The 14382-nt window shown below is 66.2% G+C and carries 14 protein-coding genes and 5 tRNA genes; 4 read left to right on the top strand and 15 right to left on the bottom strand.

Annotation, left to right across the window (positions count from 1 at the left end; genetic code table 11):
* Nucleotides 1–7: 7 nt before the first annotated feature.
* From ACMZPQ_RS16765 to ACMZPQ_RS16755, 3 genes are read right to left on the bottom strand one after another with little or no spacing between them, the layout of a single operon-like run.
* The gene (locus tag ACMZPQ_RS16765; protein ID WP_197580336.1) at nt 8–397 is read right to left on the bottom strand and encodes a nuclear transport factor 2 family protein; all 390 of its coding nucleotides are present in this window, start codon (nt 395–397) and stop codon (nt 8–10) included.
* On the bottom strand, nt 394–1161 hold the full coding sequence (locus ACMZPQ_RS16760; RefSeq protein WP_197580337.1) for an MBL fold metallo-hydrolase: 768 nt from the start codon (nt 1159–1161) through the stop codon (nt 394–396). Before ACMZPQ_RS16760 ends, ACMZPQ_RS16765 begins: the two co-directional genes overlap by 4 nt.
* A complete protein-coding gene (locus ACMZPQ_RS16755) occupies nt 1161–1910 on the bottom strand; it encodes a 3-deoxy-D-manno-octulosonic acid kinase (RefSeq protein ID WP_197580338.1) in 750 nt (249 codons plus the stop codon). Before ACMZPQ_RS16755 ends, ACMZPQ_RS16760 begins: the two co-directional genes overlap by 1 nt.
* Before the next feature lie 20 nt (nt 1911–1930).
* Here ACMZPQ_RS16755 and ACMZPQ_RS16750 point away from each other — a divergent pair, with 20 nt between their 5' ends.
* Nucleotides 1931–2977, top strand: a complete 1047-nt coding sequence (locus tag ACMZPQ_RS16750) for a glycosyltransferase family 9 protein (RefSeq protein WP_197580339.1) — start codon at nt 1931–1933, stop codon at nt 2975–2977.
* Nucleotides 2978–3025: 48 nt separating this feature from the next.
* Here ACMZPQ_RS16750 and ACMZPQ_RS16745 read toward each other — a convergent pair whose 3' ends face one another.
* Nucleotides 3026–3430, bottom strand: coding sequence for a DUF6165 family protein (locus ACMZPQ_RS16745; RefSeq protein WP_040008687.1), 405 nt, complete (start codon nt 3428–3430; stop codon nt 3026–3028).
* Between the two features lie 223 nt (nt 3431–3653).
* Nucleotides 3654–3744: transfer RNA gene (locus ACMZPQ_RS16740), tRNA-Ser, on the bottom strand.
* A gap of 164 nt (nt 3745–3908) precedes the next feature.
* On the opposite strand from ACMZPQ_RS16740, the gene ACMZPQ_RS16735 reads away from it, so the two are divergent.
* Nucleotides 3909–4613 carry a protein phosphatase 2C domain-containing protein gene (locus ACMZPQ_RS16735; protein WP_197580340.1) on the top strand — a complete coding sequence of 235 codons (705 nt, stop codon included), beginning with the start codon at nt 3909–3911 and terminating at the stop codon, nt 4611–4613.
* 63 nt (nt 4614–4676) lie between these two features.
* Here ACMZPQ_RS16735 and dnaQ read toward each other — a convergent pair whose 3' ends face one another.
* From dnaQ to ACMZPQ_RS16720, 3 genes are read right to left on the bottom strand one after another with little or no spacing between them, the layout of a single operon-like run.
* Nucleotides 4677–5408 (bottom strand): DNA polymerase III subunit epsilon, encoded by a 732-nt coding sequence (dnaQ, locus tag ACMZPQ_RS16730; RefSeq protein WP_197580341.1) that lies wholly within the window; start codon nt 5406–5408, stop codon nt 4677–4679.
* A gap of 4 nt (nt 5409–5412) precedes the next feature.
* Complete coding sequence (rnhA, locus tag ACMZPQ_RS16725) at nt 5413–5865, bottom strand: ribonuclease HI (RefSeq protein ID WP_014036151.1); 453 nt, start codon at nt 5863–5865, stop codon at nt 5413–5415.
* Nucleotides 5866–5877: 12 nt separating this feature from the next.
* Nucleotides 5878–6522 (bottom strand): class I SAM-dependent methyltransferase, encoded by a 645-nt coding sequence (locus ACMZPQ_RS16720; RefSeq protein WP_197580342.1) that lies wholly within the window; start codon nt 6520–6522, stop codon nt 5878–5880.
* Nucleotides 6523–6533: 11 nt separating this feature from the next.
* Between ACMZPQ_RS16720 and gloB the strand changes: the two genes are divergently transcribed.
* Together gloB and ACMZPQ_RS16710 are read left to right on the top strand one after the other, a co-directional pair.
* Nucleotides 6534–7298, top strand: a complete 765-nt coding sequence (gloB, locus tag ACMZPQ_RS16715) for a hydroxyacylglutathione hydrolase (RefSeq protein WP_197580343.1) — start codon at nt 6534–6536, stop codon at nt 7296–7298.
* Complete coding sequence (locus ACMZPQ_RS16710) at nt 7295–8494, top strand: lytic transglycosylase domain-containing protein (RefSeq protein WP_197580344.1); 1200 nt, start codon at nt 7295–7297, stop codon at nt 8492–8494. The genes gloB and ACMZPQ_RS16710 overlap by 4 nt, the downstream gene beginning before the upstream one ends.
* A 218-nt stretch (nt 8495–8712) precedes the next feature.
* Here the strand turns inward: ACMZPQ_RS16710 and ACMZPQ_RS16705 are convergent, their stop codons facing one another.
* From ACMZPQ_RS16705 to lon, 7 genes are all read right to left on the bottom strand, one after another.
* On the bottom strand, nt 8713–10668 hold the full coding sequence (locus tag ACMZPQ_RS16705; protein ID WP_197583249.1) for a peptidyl-prolyl cis-trans isomerase: 1956 nt from the start codon (nt 10666–10668) through the stop codon (nt 8713–8715).
* 146 nt (nt 10669–10814) lie between these two features.
* A tRNA-Asp gene (locus ACMZPQ_RS16700) sits at nt 10815–10891 on the bottom strand.
* An 87-nt stretch (nt 10892–10978) separates the two neighbouring features.
* A tRNA-Asp gene (locus ACMZPQ_RS16695) sits at nt 10979–11055 on the bottom strand.
* An 83-nt stretch (nt 11056–11138) separates the two neighbouring features.
* A tRNA-Asp gene (locus tag ACMZPQ_RS16690) sits at nt 11139–11215 on the bottom strand.
* Between the two features lie 26 nt (nt 11216–11241).
* A tRNA-Val gene (locus ACMZPQ_RS16685) sits at nt 11242–11316 on the bottom strand.
* A gap of 11 nt (nt 11317–11327) precedes the next feature.
* Nucleotides 11328–11600, bottom strand: a complete 273-nt coding sequence (gene hbs, locus ACMZPQ_RS16680; protein ID WP_004146343.1) for a non-specific DNA-binding protein Hbs — start codon at nt 11598–11600, stop codon at nt 11328–11330.
* A gap of 217 nt (nt 11601–11817) precedes the next feature.
* A complete protein-coding gene (gene lon, locus ACMZPQ_RS16675) occupies nt 11818–14265 on the bottom strand; it encodes an endopeptidase La (RefSeq protein WP_197583250.1) in 2448 nt (815 codons plus the stop codon).
* Nucleotides 14266–14382: the final 117 nt, after the last annotated feature.

The raw sequence follows: 14382 nt of genomic DNA, 5'->3' as shown, positions 1-14382 counted from the left end.
CCCGGCGCTACCGTGCCTCGGGCGTGCCCTGGTGGAACAGCATCCGCCAGCGTTGCCCATGCCGGCGCCACAGCGAACTGCGCAGCACCCAGGGTTGCGCGAGGCCCTCCACGTGATAGCGGCTGCGGTAGCGCACCTGGGCCAGACCATCGGCCAACAGCCGCACCGCGAACTGTTCCGACTCGATCAACACCTGCGCCCGCTCCAGCGGAATTTCCGCCAGCGCCGCCGCACGGCCGTAGCACTGGCCGGAGCTGCCGATCTCGCTGAAATCCTCATCCAGCAGTTCCGCCAGGCGCGCACGATCCCCCCGCACCTGCGGGGTGTGCAGCGCGCGTTCCAGAGCCTCCAGTTCAGCCGCCAGCGCTGCATCAGCAGGCTGGCCGCAGATGTTCACGGCGGATCCTGCGCCAGCACGTGCGGCGCGGTCGGGGCCGCCAGCGGCACGCACTGCCCCGGCTGCGCCACGCGGTGCCCGCGCGCGGCCAGCGCTTGGCCGTCGGCCACGCTGGCATAGTGATACAGCATCATCCGCGCCTGCAGTTCGGCGCTGTACTCGCGCTCCAGATCGGCCACGCCGGTATGCGACGGGTTGCCGTGCAGGCCGCAGTCGTGGGCGATCAGTTCATTGTCATTGGCGTAGCGGGCCAGCATCTCCGGAATCGGCCGGGTATCGCCGCTCCAGGTCAGCGCGCCCTGCAGGCGCAGGCCATAGGCCGTCTCCGGCCAGTGGTGGCGCACCGGGAAGACCTCCAGCCGTACCCCCTCGTGCCAGAACGCCTCACCCACCACGATCAGCTGGAAGGCATCCCAGAAGTTGGCACCGCCCTCGGCCAGCACGTTCGGGTAATCGCCGATACGCTTGTGCAGCAACGGCACCACGGTGGCCGGCACGTACAGGCGCACCTTGCCGCGCCGCTGCGCGCTGAAGAAGGTATCCACGAACAACCGTTCGAAGCCGGCCACATGGTCCAGGTGCACGTGGGTGACGAACAGCGCCTGCGGCATATGCCCGTAGTGGGCCTTGAACGCGGTCAGTCCTTCGCCGCCACAGTCGATGGTCAGCCACGGCCGGCCATCGCGCTCGATCACCGACATCGGCGAGCCCAGCTCGACCGCCGACGCATTGCCGACGCCGAGGAAACGCAACGACCAGTCCATCAGGTGCCCCGGTTCCAGGCCATGTCATAGGCGCGGCGCAGCCGCGCGTAGTCCTTCTGCACGTCTTCCACGCTGCGCTCGCCGCGCAGCTTGATCAGCGAACGCAGCAGGCGCTTGAGGTTGCGCTCGCGCCACGCGGTGGCGGGGATGCGGATGACCCCGCGGTCGAAGTCGATCAGCCAGCCATGGCCGTTGCCATCGAACAGGATGTTGTGCGCATTGAGATCGGCATGGTCCAGCCCGGCACGGTGGAAGCGGGCGATCAGCCGCCCGGTCTCCTCCCACGGCGCGCCCCGGCCAGCGACCAGCGCGCGGTCGGCCAGCGAGCGCACACCCTCGATGCGCTCCATCAGGATCGCGGCGCGGTAGCGCAGGCCCTCACGCATGTAGAACGCGGCGATCGGCCGTGGCACCGGCAGTTTCTTCTCGCGCAGCGCCCGCATCAGCCGGAATTCAGCAAAGCTGCGGGTGCGGTCCGAGCCCCGCCAGAGATACTGGTCGTGGCTGATCTTCGCCGCCAGACCACCTCGCAGGTAGTGGCGCAGCACGCTGGCGCCGAACGGCGCATCGATGAACCAGGCGCTGCCGCGGCCGCCCTCACCGACCGGCCGGGCCTTGCTGCCCCAGTGCTGGGGCGAGAACAGGCCGACCTCGGCTTGCCGCAGCCGCTCGCGGTCGAACAGAATGGCCCCGATGCCGCGACCCTCGCGGCATGGCGTCAGCGCTTCATTGGCGTCGAATGCGACCATTTCATTGAGTCTAACAACACATGGCATCAGCGTCCTCTTCCTTGTGCCTCCTGCGCCTGTCCGCACTCGGCGATGTCACCCACGTGGTGCCCCTGGTGCGCACCCTGCAGGCCGCGCGCCCGGATACGCCGATCCACTGGATCATCGACAAGGCCGGGCACAAGCTGCTTGATGGCCTGCCGGGCGTCACCTTCCATGCCTACGACAAGAAGAGCGGCATGGCCGGTGTCAAGGAGCTGCGCAGACAGCTGCCACCGGGACGTTTCGAAGCGCTGCTGCAGATGCAGGTCGCGTTCCGCGCCAACCTGCTGTCGGCCTTCATTCCGGCCGAGCGCCGCATCGGCTACGACCGCAGCCGCTCCAAGGACCTGCACGGGCTCTTCATCAACGAGCGCATTCCCGACCGCCCGGGCATCCACGTGCTCGATGCGATCGGCAGCTTCTGCGAACCGCTGGGGCTGCGCCAGACCGACGTCAGCTGGGACCTGGCCACGCCGCAGTCGGCGTTCGACTGGGCCGCCGCGCAATGGCAGGACGATGGCCGCCCGGTGCTGATGATCTCGCCGTGCTCCAGCCACGTGCGCCGCAACTGGTACGCCGATCGCTATGCCGCTGTAGCCAACCACGCCGTACAGCGTGGCTGGCAAGTGGTGCTGTGCGGCGGCCGCAGTGAACTGGAGCGCAGCATGGCCGATGCCATCCAGGCACAGCTGCATACCCCCGCACTGGACCTGGTCGGCAAGGACACGCTCAAGCAGCTGCCGGCCCTGCTGGCGCGCGCCAACCTGGTGATGACGCCGGATTCCGGCCCGATGCACATCGCCAACGCAATGGGCGCGAAAGTTCTGGGCCTGCATGCGGCCAGCAATCCGCACCGCAGCGGCCCGTACTCGGACCGCCGTTATTGCGTGGACCGCTACGACGACGCCGCGCGCAAGTACCTCGGCAAGCAGGCCGACGACCTGAAGTGGGGCACCAAGATCGAGTTCGACGACGTGATGGAACTGATCACCGTCGAGGACGGCATCGCCGCCTTCGAACGCTACGTGGCCGACCAACTGGGGTGAGCGACAGGCTCCATCCACGCATGGCGTGGATCTAGCGCTTGGCCGGGATTACGCGCGCTGCGTGTAATCCTGGTACGACTTCTCTTCCACGTAGGCCGAACCCAGCGCCAGGTTGATCGCCTTCTTGATGCGCGCGCGCTCGTCGTTGCGCAGGTAGACGCTGCGCGCCAGGTCGACGAAGCCCTGGTCGAAGGCCTGCGCCTTCTCCTTCAGCCGGATGTCGTCCTCGATGTCCCACAGCTGCTCATTGACCGCCTTCAGCTCGGCACGCAGCTTGGCGATGTCCTTCACCGCCGCCGGGTGCGCCATCCAGGTCTGCTCCAGCGCCGACAGTTCCTTGCGCACGTTGGCCAGCTTGCCCTCGTCGCTGATGCGCTCGGACTTGATCTGCAGGATCGAGATCTTGTCCAGCAGCTCGCCGAAAGAAACGGGCACGAGAATTTCAGCGGTCATGGGGAAAGCTCCAGCAGGTGATGCAGGCAGTTTAACCCGCAGCTCGCGATGGAACGGGTAGATCCACGCCATGCGTGGATGATTCAGCTCGGCAGGAACAGCATCCACGCATGGCCTGGATCTACCGGGGAGAGGCCAACAACGTGGGGCGACGCGCAGAGCGCGGCGCATCCCCAGCCAGATAAAGAAAAAAGCCGCCCAGTGGGCGGCTTTTTTCTTTATCTGGCGGAGAGGGGGGGATTCGAACCCCCGAGGCGCTATAAACGCCTGCCTGATTTCGAGTCAGGTACATTCAACCACTCTGCCACCTCTCCGGGTGGTCCCCGGCGGACCGGGGACGCGCATCATACGAGGAAGTGAGGCCGACGACAAGTCATTGCGGCCAATGAAGTGAAAATTTCCTGGGCGCACGCCTTGCCGGATGCCTGCAGCCACCCGATGATGCCTGTCTCCCCAGCATTACCCCGCCCCCGCCCACATGATCGAATTCGGACACCTCACCCACCCCGGCATGCGCCGCGAGCTCAACGAGGACACCTACTACGGTGACAGTGAGCTGGCCCTGTGGCTGGTGGCTGACGGCATGGGCGGCCACGCCTGCGGCGAGGTCGCCAGCGCGCTCGCCCGCGAAACCATCGTGCGCGAGATCCGACGTGGCGCCCTGCTGCCGCAGGCCATCCGCACCGCGGACGAGGAAATCATCCGTGCCTCGCGCCGGCGCAACGACACCCTGCCGATGGGTACAACCGTCGTCGCCGCCCGCGTGCAGGGCAACCGCTATGAAGTGGCGTGGGTGGGCGACAGTCGCGCCTACCTGTGGCGCAATGGCCAGCTGGCCCAGCTCAGCCAGGACCACAGCGTGGTGCAGGAACTGGTCGCGCAGGGCAACCTGACCGCCGAACAGGCGCGCGCGCATCCGCATCGCAACGTGGTCACCCAGGCGTTGGGCGTGACCGATCCCGCTCATCTGAACGTGGCCACCACCAGCGGCGAACTGCGCCCGGGCATGCAGTTGCTGCTGTGCAGCGACGGCCTGACCGAGGAAGTCGATGACCGCGCCATCGCCCGCACGTTGGCGCTTGAGGACGCCAGCGCGCAGGAATGCGTGGACACGCTGGTCGCGGCCGCGCTCGACGGCGGCGGTCGCGACAACATCAGCGTGATCCTGGTGCGCTGCCATTAATCCGTAGATCCACGCCATGCGTGGATGCGGTAGTGCCGGCCGCTGGCCGGCAGCCCCGAACGATTACGCGCTGGCGGGCTCTTCCACCTTCGGGCCATCCCACAACGCGTGGCCGGCCTTCTTGCGCAGGCGTTCCAGGCGCGCGGCATGCGCTTCCTGCTCCGACGCCGTGGCCATCACCCGCGGCCGCGGCAATAGCTTGCTGGTATGGAACGCCTGCAGCGCTGCACCCGCGCCACCACCGTCCTCGTCTCCGAGGCCGAAGCCAATCTCTTCCTGGCCCGAGGTCAGCGCGATGTAGACATCGCCCAGGATCTGCGCATCGAGCAGGCCGCCGTGCAACGCGCGGTGCGAATTGTCCACGCCCAGCCGCTTGCACAACGCATCCAGCGAGTTGCGCTGGCCCGGGAAGCGCTCGCGCGCCATTGCCAGGGTATCGATCACCGTGCAGCGGTCGGTGATCTTCCCGTACTGCGGACCCAGCAGCGACAACTCGTTGTCGAGGAAGCCCAGGTCGAACGCCGCGTTGTGGATGATCAGCTCGGCGCCATCGATGAAGGCCAGGAACTCGTCGGCGATCTGCGCGAAGTCGGGCTTGTCGTCGAGGAACTCCAGGGTCAGCCCGGTGACTTCCTGCGCGCCCTGTTCGAACTCACAGTCCGGCTTGATGTACTGGTGGTAGTTGTTGCCGGTCGGGCGACGCTTGAACAGCTCCACGCAGCCGATTTCGACGATGCGGTTGCCCTTTCTCCACTCCAGGCCGGTGGTTTCGGTATCAAGGATGATCTGACGCATGGGCTCAGTTTACCGGGCTGGAGTCGCGGATCTGGATCGCCGCGTTGCGGGCCAGCGTGTCGACCCGCTCGTTGTCCGGGTCACCGGAGTGCCCCTTCACCCAGCGCCAGTCGATCTGGTGCCGCAGCGTCGCTGCATGCAGCCGCTCCCACAGTTCACGGTTCTTCACCGGGTCACCGCCAGCGGTTTTCCAGTTCTTGCGGATCCAGCCCGGCATCCACTGCGTCAGCCCCTGCCGCACGTACTGCGAATCGGTGTAGAGCACGATATTGCACGGCTCGGTCAGCGTCTCCAACCCGGAAATGGCCGCCATCAGCTCCATCCGGTTGTTGGTGGTGTGCGCTTCGCCACCGCTCAGTTCGCGCTCATGCCCCTTGTAGCGCAGCAAGGCCGCCCAGCCGCCGGGGCCAGGATTACCCAGGCAGGAACCGTCGGTGTGGATTTCAATGGTTTTCAATACAACTCCAGATCAGGTAGCTACGGTGCCGTGCCATCGCACCGGCAGCGGTTTCGGCCCGGGCAGGGCCAGCGTGCGTTTTTCCGCATGGAACAGGCAGGCCGCGCGCAGGGGGGCCCAGCCCCCGGGGCCACGGCTGCCGGCGCCCCGCCACAGCGGTCCGAGGTAACGCATATCGTCGCACTCCAGGCCATGGCGGCCCAGCAGCAGGCGGATCCGCTGCGGCGTGCGCACCACCAGCCCGTGCTGGCGCCAGCGCGTGCGATACGGGCTGAACGGATTGAGGCTGCTCAGCCACAGGTGGCCGCCCGGCATCAGCACGCGCTCGCACTCGTCGAGCAGCAGGTCGGCATCGGCGGCGGTGACATGCTGCAGCACGATTGCATTGACGCTCTCGTTGGCCAACGGCAGCGGCAACGCGCAGCGGGTATCACCGGCATAGCCGTGTCCCTGCCGGTGCAGTCGCAGGCCGCGCCCACCCAGCTGCGCGTCGTCCAGCCACGCCGCGCTCGGCGCGATCCACAACCAGGGCTGGGCCGGCAACACCGACAGCTGCGGCAGCAGCAATTGCCGCTCCAGCACGCGCAAGGCCGCCGCCGGTTCACTGTCGAACCACGGGGTCTGGCTCGCTTGACGGGTGCTCTGCAGGGCGGGCATGGTCCAATTCTATGCGACTGACTGCCCTGCCCGCATTTGCGGATAACTACATCTGGACGCTGATCGACGACGATGGCGCCGCCGTGGTCGTCGACCCCGGCGATGCTGCGCCGGTGCTTGCGCTGGCCGATCAGGGCCTGCGCGTGGACACGATCCTGCTCACCCACCACCACGACGACCACATCGGCGGCGTGCCGGCCCTGCAGGCCCGTTTTCCCGGCGTGCGGGTCATCGCGCCGGTTGAGGAACGCATTCCCACGGCCACCGAACGGGTCGGCGAAGGTGAACGCGTTCAGGCACTGGGCCGGACGTTCCACGTACTATCCGTGCCCGGGCATACCCGCAGCCATATCGCGTTTCACACAGCTGAACATCTTTTCAGCGGAGATTCGTTGTTCAGCCTGGGCTGTGGACGTCTGTTCGAAGGTACGCCGTCCCAGCTGCTGGCATCGATGCGCAAGCTGGGTACCTTGCCCGCGCAACTGCTGCTTTGTTGCGCCCACGAGTACACCGTGTCAAATGCCGTCTTCGCGCGGCATGTCGACCCCGCCAACGCTGCCCTGTGGCAGCGCCAAGAGGAGGCTTTGGCCATGCGCCGCGATGACCGTTCCACCCTGCCGGTAACCCTGGCCAACGAATTCGACTGCAATCCCTTCCTGCGTGTGCACGCGGCGCCGATCCGTGCGTCGGTATCGGCACACCTGGGCCGTGACGTCGTGGACGACGTCGACGTGATGGCCGGTCTCCGGCACTGGAAAGACGGCTTCCGCGCATGATGCGCCGAAGTCTGCCGCTGGCCCTGGGCCTTGCCCTGGGGCTGGCCGGAACCGCGGGCGCGCAGTCGCTGGGCGCCGGCATCAGCCAGAACCTGACCGCTGCTGCGGCCCTGCCGCTGGATCCGTCCGCGCTGCCGGCCGCGTCGGTACGCAACGGCCAGGAGATCTTCACCAGCTTCCGCGACGGCCTGGCCGAACCCAGCTGCGACGCCGAGGCCACCAGCCCGCGCTGGCAGAAGCAGTTCGCCCACGCCCCCTCGCGCCTGGCCAACCAGGATGACGATGCACTGGTGCTGTTCGGGTACGTGGTGGAAGAGCTGCGCAAGGCCAACCTGCCCACCGAATTCGCACTGATTCCCTTCGTGGAAAGCGGCTACCGGCCCAATGCCCGCAATGGCAGCGGCCCGACCGGCCTGTGGCAGTTCATCGCCACCACCGCACGCAACCACCGCGTGCCGATGGCCAACGGCTACGATGGCCGCCTGTCGGCGGTCGATTCGACCCAGGCTGCCGTGCGTTACCTGAAGACCCTGCACGGCATGTTCGGCGGCGACTGGCGCCTGGCCACCATGGCCTACAACGCCGGTGAGTACCGCGTGCTGCAATCCATGCGCAAGGCCGGCATGAACGCGCAGAACGCCAAGCCTTCAGCGCTGCCTGGCCTGTCGCCGGTCACCCATGCCTACGTCGAGAAGCTGCATGCCCTGGCCTGCGTGCTGGAAGACGTGGAAGACCAGCCGGGCGTGATGGCCTCGCTGGACCGCACCGTGCCGGTGCTGAAGGATCACACCCTGCCGGCGGGCACCAGCGTGCAGCAGTGGGCCGCACAGCGCGCCCTGGACCCGTCCCGGATCGCCCGCCTCAACCCGGCCCTGGCATCCGGTGGCCGCGCCTCCGGCACCACCCGCGTACTGGCGCCGGTCTCGGCCGCCAATGCGACGGTGACCGAGGCCGCGACCGCACTGGTCGCCAGCGTCGCCCCGGTGGCCGCCGCGGTTCCCACCCCGACGGTCGCCAAGACCGTTGCCGCGATCGCCGACCGCCCGCGCAGCCGTCGCCACACCGTGCGTGATGGCGAGTCGGCCTGGACCATCGCACGCCGCTACGGCATGCCGGTGAAGGCCCTGCTGTCGCTGAACGGGCTGAGCGGCAGCAGCGTACTGAAGCCGGGCGCTGTATTGCGCGTCGAAGACTGACGCACCAGCCAGGCACTCCCTATAGAGCCGAGCCCACGCTCGGCTTTTTTCTTGCCCTCGAAACATCGCCCGTAGAGTCGAGCTTGCTCGACTGCTTTTGTGTATCCAGTCGAGCAAGCTCGACTCTACAAAAGGCGATCGAGCAAGTTCGGCGCCGACCGGCTCCACAAAAAAGGCCCGGCAATGCCGGGCCTTTTCGTTCCTGCCCGCCGCGAGGCTTACAGGTTGGCTTCGGTGGTCTGGACCACGAACTTCTTGCGCATCGCCTCGATGTAGGCCTTGGCCGCAGCCATGCCGTCGATCTGGCTCAGCTGGTCCTTCAGCTGCTTCTGCTGCTCGGCAGTCACTTCCTTGATGTCGCCCGGATTGACCTTGTTCACCGCAAACAGCAGCGCGTGACCGTTGACGTCGACCTTGCCGTAGCTTGGCTTGCCTTCGGCCGGCAGCGGCGCGCTGAAGATCGCGCGGTTGATTTCCGGGGTCGGTACCGGCTGGCTGCGCGGCAGGCCCGGCATCGGGCTCAGCTGCAGCTTCTCGCTGGCAGCCAGCGACTGCAGGGTGGCACCCGCCTTCAGCTTGGCCAGCACTGCGTCGGCGGCCTTGTCGCTGGCCTGGCGCTGGCGGTCGGCACGGATCGCGGCAATCACCTGCTCACGCGCCTTGTCCAACGGCATCGCCTGTTCCGGGGTGTGGGCGGCCACGCGGATCACCACGCTGTGGTTGGTCGCGCCACCGAGGGCGATCGGATCGCTGGCGGTACCGTCCTGTACCAGCACGTCGGAGAAAGCAGCGCGCAGCACAGCCGGATCAGCGGCGATGCCGCTGGCGGTGGCGCGGGTGATCGGGCCCAGGGTCTGCAGGGGCAGCTTCACTTCCTTGGCTGCAGCGGCCAGATCGCTCGGGCTCTTGTTGATGGCGTCAACCAGGCGGCCTGCCAGCTCGTTGAAGCCGCGCTCGCCGTCGGCCTTCAGCTGCTCGGCGGCCAGCGTGTCACGCACTTCCTCGAACGACTTGCCTTCGCCACCGCGCACGGCGGCCACCTTGATGATGTGGTAACCAAAGTCGGTCTTGACCGGACCGATCACCTCGCCCGCCTTGGCAGCGAACAGGGCGTCCTCGAACGGCTTGACCATCGCGCCACGCTCGACCCACCCCAGGTCACCGCCCTGCGCCTTCGAGCCCGGATCTTCCGAGTTGGCCTTGGCCAGCGCGGCAAAGTCAGCATCGGCGGCCTTGGCCTCGGCGGCAATCTTGTTGGCCTTGGCTTCGGCACCGTCGCCGGTGATCAGGATGTGCGCGGCCTGGCGCTGCTCCGGCGAGGTGAACTTCGCCTTCTCGTCTTCATAGCGCTTGCGCAGGGCGGCTTCGTCGGCCGCGGTCGGTGCCGGCAGGTTCGCGCCGTTGATCTCGACATACTCCAGCGAGACGCTCTCGGCCTGGCGGAAATCCTTGCCGTGGCTGTCATACCACTGCTTGATCTGCGCGTCGGTGACCGGCGCGGTATCGGCCGGCACTTCCGGCAGCGCGGCCAGCTCGACGTCGCGGGTCTCGCCCAGCAGCTTCAGCAGGCGCTCGGTCTCGGACTGGGTGACAAAGCCCGAATTCTGCAGGCCCGACGGGATCACCGACTGCTGCAGGCTCTCACGCACCAGTTCCTGGAACTGGGTCGGGGTGCGCGGCGGATTGCCACCGGCCAGCGCCAGGCGGTAGTTGTTCTCGTTGAACTTGCCGTTCGAATCGAGGAAGGCCGGGATGGTGGTGATGTACTCGCGCACCGCGCCGTCACCAATCACCACGCCGGCCTGCTCGCCGACCAGGCGCACGACCTGCTCGTCGATCAGCTGGTCGAGCACGGCCAGCTTGTTTTCGGTGCTTTCGAACGCGCGCGGGTCGAAGTTCTCGCCCTGCTGCTGGCGCTCACGCATGCGCTCCTGTTCGAAACGGGTGCGGAAATCCTGCGCGCTGATCTCGTGGTGCTGCCACAGCATGCGCACCGGCCACCACGACGGCGCCGAACGCCACCAGGTCGGAGGTGCGGAAACCTTGGCCACGTTCTGAGCGCCAACGCCACCGAGGTAGCTGCTGTCGATCACGAACAGGAAGGGAATCATCAGCAGCCCCAGGATCACGGTGACGATCCAGCCTGAGGTCTTGTCGCGGAGTTTCTGCAGCATGGTGAGGAATCACAAGGCCTGATTGGCGAGCCCGGCAGTGTAACCCGCTTCGCCGCAGGGACCAAAAGCAGCACCGGCGCGGCCTGCGCGCTTCCTGGCGAAGACCAAAGAAAAAGCCCCCGGCGTATGCCGAGGGCTTTTAAAGTTGGCGGAGCGGACGGGACTCGAACCCGCGACCTCCGGCGTGACAGGCCAGCATTCTAACCAGCTGAACTACCGCTCCGTTCTTGCAAAAACCTTTTCGCCTTCTTCCCCAACCTTCCGGGGAGAAGACAAGGCCCCCGGCTTCAGACCGGGGGCCTCGATGTAATGGCGGAGCGGACGGGACTCGAACCCGCGACCTCCGGCGTGACAGGCCAGCATTCTAACCAGCTGAACTACCGCTCCGCGTTGTTACCTTTCTTGTTTTCCGCCGGCCTGGACCGGGAAGAAAACAAAGCCTCCAGCTTTTGGCCGGAGGCCTCGTTGAATGGCGGAGCGGACGGGACTCGAACCCGCGACCTCCGGCGTGACAGGCCAGCATTCTAACCAGCTGAACTACCGCTCCACACTCAAACTTTTACCGCGGTGCTGTGGTGGGTGCTGAGGGTTTCGAACCCCCGACCCTCTCCGTGTAAAGGAGACGCTCTACCGCTGAGCTAAGCACCCCAGCGAGCCGCTTAGTTTACAGCATCCTTCAGGGCCTTACCAGCCTTGAACGACGGATTCTTCGAAGCAGCGATCTTGATGGTGTCGCCGGTCTTCGGGTTGCGGCCGGTGCGTGCAGCACGGTCGCGGACCTGGAAGGTACCGAAGCCAACCAGGGTGACCGCATCGCCGTCCTTCAGCGCCTTGGTGACGGCAGCAACGACGGCATCGACAGCGCGGCTGGACTCGGCCTTGGTCAGGTCGGCAGCTTCAGCAACGGCATCGATCAATTCGGTCTTGTTCATTCTCTACAACTCCTTTGGCGGTGGGTTCCGCTTATTCGACAGGGAAGCAACCGCACGCCTTCTGCATGCGGCCGCCATGTGGAAACGGTTCGCCGATTCAGTCACCGCTGACAGCGATCACTCATTCGCGAGTGCTGCTTTTATACCAGTGGCCCTACCCCCACGCAAGCTGGAAAGCCAGCAACGACGCGGGTTTCGGGCCATTGGACAGCGCGCGTCAATGCTTGACGCGCGCGCTTCCACTCGGTTTGGCCTTGCTGCGCACCGTGACACGCTGCGCACTCTTGCGCGCCTTCTTGGGTGCCAACGGACGTTCAAGTGCCAGGTCGAGGACTTCTTCGATGTACTTCACCGGCACGATCTTCAGGTCGCGGGTGACGTTGGCCGGGATGTCGGCCAGGTCCTTGCGGTTCTCTTCCGGAATGATGACCGTGCGGATGCCGCCACGCAGCGCGGCCAGCAGCTTCTCCTTCAGGCCACCGATGGCGGTGACGCGGCCACGCAGGGTGATCTCGCCGGTCATCGCCACATCGGCGCGCACCGGCACCTTGGTCAGCATCGACACCAGCGAGGTGACCATCGCCGCACCGGCACTCGGACCGTCCTTCGGCGTGGCGCCATCGGGCACGTGCAGGTGCACGTCGTGTTTCTGCAGGAAGTCACTGTCGATGCCGAAGCCAACCGCACGCGAACGCACCACCGACAGCGCCGCCGACGCCGATTCCTTCATCACGTTGCCGAGCTGGCCGGTCAGGATCAGCTGGCCCTTGCCCGGCACCAGCGTCGATTCGATCTGCAGCAGATCGCCACCGACTTCGGTCCAGGCCAGGCCGGTGACCAGGCCGATCTCGTTCTCTTCCTCGGCACGGCCGAAGTCGAAGCGACGCACGCCCAGGTACTTGTCCAGGTTCTTGCTGGACACGCTCACCAGTGCCTTCTTCTTGGCACCCTTCTTCGCCTTCACTGGCTGTGGGCCGGCCAGCGCGATCTCCTTCACCACCTTGCGGCAGATCTTGGCGATCTCGCGTTCCAGGTTGCGCACACCCGATTCGCGCGTGTAGTAACGCACGATGTCCTGGATGGCATCGCTGCCGATCTCCAGTTCTTCCGGCTGCAGGCCGTTGGCCTTGATCTGCTTCGGCACCAGGTAGCGGGTGGCGATGTTGAGCTTCTCATCCTCGGTGTAGCCGGGGATGCGGATCACTTCCATGCGGTCCAGCAGCGGGCCCGGGATGTTCAGCGAGTTCGAGGTGGCCACGAACATCACTTCGGACAGGTCCAGGTCCACTTCCAGGTAGTGGTCGTTGAACGCGTTGTTCTGCTCCGGGTCGAGCACTTCCAGCAGCGCCGACGACGGATCGCCGCGGAAATCCATCGACATCTTGTCGATCTCGTCGAGCACGAACAGCGGGTTCTTGCTGCCGACCTTGTTGAGGTTCTGCACGATGCGGCCCGGCATCGAACCCACATAGGTACGACGGTGGCCACGGATCTCGGCTTCATCGCGCACGCCGCCCAGCGACATGCGCACGAACTTGCGGTTGGTGGCCTTGGCGATGGACTGCCCCAGCGAGGTCTTGCCCACGCCCGGCGGCCCGACCAGGCACAGGATCGGGCCCTTCATCTGCTTCACGCGCGACTGCACCGCCAGGTACTCAAGGATGCGTTCCTTGACCTTCTCCAGCCCGTAGTGATCGGCGTCGAGGGTGTCCTGCGCGGCCTTCAGGTCCTTGCGCACCTTGCTGCGCTTCTTCCACGGCACGCCCAGCAGCCACTCCAGGTAGTTGCGCACGACCGCTGCTTCAGCCGACATCGGCGACATCTGCTTGAGCTTGTTCAGTTCGTTGCGCGCCTTGGCTTCAACGGCCTTCGGCATGCCGGCTTCGGCGATCTTGCGGGCCAGCTCTTCCAGCTCGCCCGGCGCGTCGTCCAGGTCACCCAGTTCCTTCTGGATGGCCTTCATCTGTTCGTTGAGGTAGTACTCGCGCTGGCTCTTCTCCATCTGCGACTTCACGCGGCCGCGGATGCGCTTCTCCATCTGCTGCACATCGATCTCGCCATCGACCAGGCCGACCAGCATCTCCAGGCGGTCGCTCACGGCCAGCGTTTCCAGCAGGCGCTGCTTGTCGGCCAGGCGCACGCTGATGTGGGCGGCGATGGTGTCGGCCAGGCGGGCCGGCTCGTCGATGCCCGACAGCGTCTGCAGCAGTTCCGGCGGCAGCTTGCGGTTGGTCTTGACGTACTGCTCGAACAGCGACATCAGCGAGCGCGCGATCGCCTCGACCTCGCGGGCTTCGCGCTCGTCGGTGGCATCGATCTCCACGGCCTGGCCGTGCAGCGAGCCGTTGCGCTCGTCGACGTGGGTCACCTGCACGCGCGACAGGCCTTCGACCAGCACCTTGATGGTGCCGTCGGGCAGCTTCAGCAGCTGCAGCACCTGCGCCAGCGTACCGACCTGGTAGAGGTCGGCCGCATGCGGGTCGTCGGTCTCGGCCGACTTCTGCGCCAGCAGCAGGATGCGCTTGTCCGCTTCCATTGCCTGTTCAAGCGCGTGCATGGACTTGTCACGGCCGACGAACAGCGGGATGACCATGTGCGGGAACACCACTACGTCGCGCAGCGGCAGGACCGGCAGGTCGAGGGTTTCACTTGGGGAACGGGCCATGGGGGCTCCAGGGAAGGGGAAAACCGCCTCCGGGAGGGCATCTTCCGGAGACAAAAAAAGCCGATGGCCCCGTTATGGGGCCATCGGCTTTCAGATGCAAGGCGTTCGTTTAAAATC

The sequence above is a fragment of the Stenotrophomonas maltophilia genome, assembly GCF_047497515.2.
Taxonomy (GTDB): Bacteria; Pseudomonadota; Gammaproteobacteria; order Xanthomonadales; family Xanthomonadaceae; genus Stenotrophomonas.
The sequence above is the reverse complement of the archived record's forward strand: the minus strand, read 5'-3'. Positions and strand labels throughout refer to the sequence as shown.

Bases quoted from the DNA above. Each gene is read 5' to 3' on its own strand.
- ACMZPQ_RS16760 (WP_197580337.1), bottom strand. From the start codon at position 1,161: ATGGACTGGTCGTTGCGTTTCCTCGGCGTCGGCAATGCGTCGGCGGTC.
- ACMZPQ_RS16755 (WP_197580338.1), bottom strand. From the start codon at position 1,910: ATGGTCGCATTCGACGCCAATGAAGCGCTGACGCCATGCCGCGAGGGT.
- ACMZPQ_RS16750 (WP_197580339.1), top strand. From the start codon at position 1,931: ATGGCATCAGCGTCCTCTTCCTTGTGCCTCCTGCGCCTGTCCGCACTC.
- ACMZPQ_RS16745 (WP_040008687.1), bottom strand. From the start codon at position 3,430: ATGACCGCTGAAATTCTCGTGCCCGTTTCTTTCGGCGAGCTGCTGGAC.
- ACMZPQ_RS16735 (WP_197580340.1), top strand. From the start codon at position 3,909: ATGATCGAATTCGGACACCTCACCCACCCCGGCATGCGCCGCGAGCTC.
- dnaQ (WP_197580341.1), bottom strand. From the start codon at position 5,408: ATGCGTCAGATCATCCTTGATACCGAAACCACCGGCCTGGAGTGGAGA.
- ACMZPQ_RS16720 (WP_197580342.1), bottom strand. From the start codon at position 6,522: ATGCCCGCCCTGCAGAGCACCCGTCAAGCGAGCCAGACCCCGTGGTTC.
- gloB (WP_197580343.1), top strand. From the start codon at position 6,534: ATGCGACTGACTGCCCTGCCCGCATTTGCGGATAACTACATCTGGACG.
- ACMZPQ_RS16710 (WP_197580344.1), top strand. From the start codon at position 7,295: ATGATGCGCCGAAGTCTGCCGCTGGCCCTGGGCCTTGCCCTGGGGCTG.
- ACMZPQ_RS16705 (WP_197583249.1), bottom strand. From the start codon at position 10,668: ATGCTGCAGAAACTCCGCGACAAGACCTCAGGCTGGATCGTCACCGTG.
- hbs (WP_004146343.1), bottom strand. From the start codon at position 11,600: ATGAACAAGACCGAATTGATCGATGCCGTTGCTGAAGCTGCCGACCTG.
- lon (WP_197583250.1), bottom strand. From the start codon at position 14,265: ATGGCCCGTTCCCCAAGTGAAACCCTCGACCTGCCGGTCCTGCCGCTG.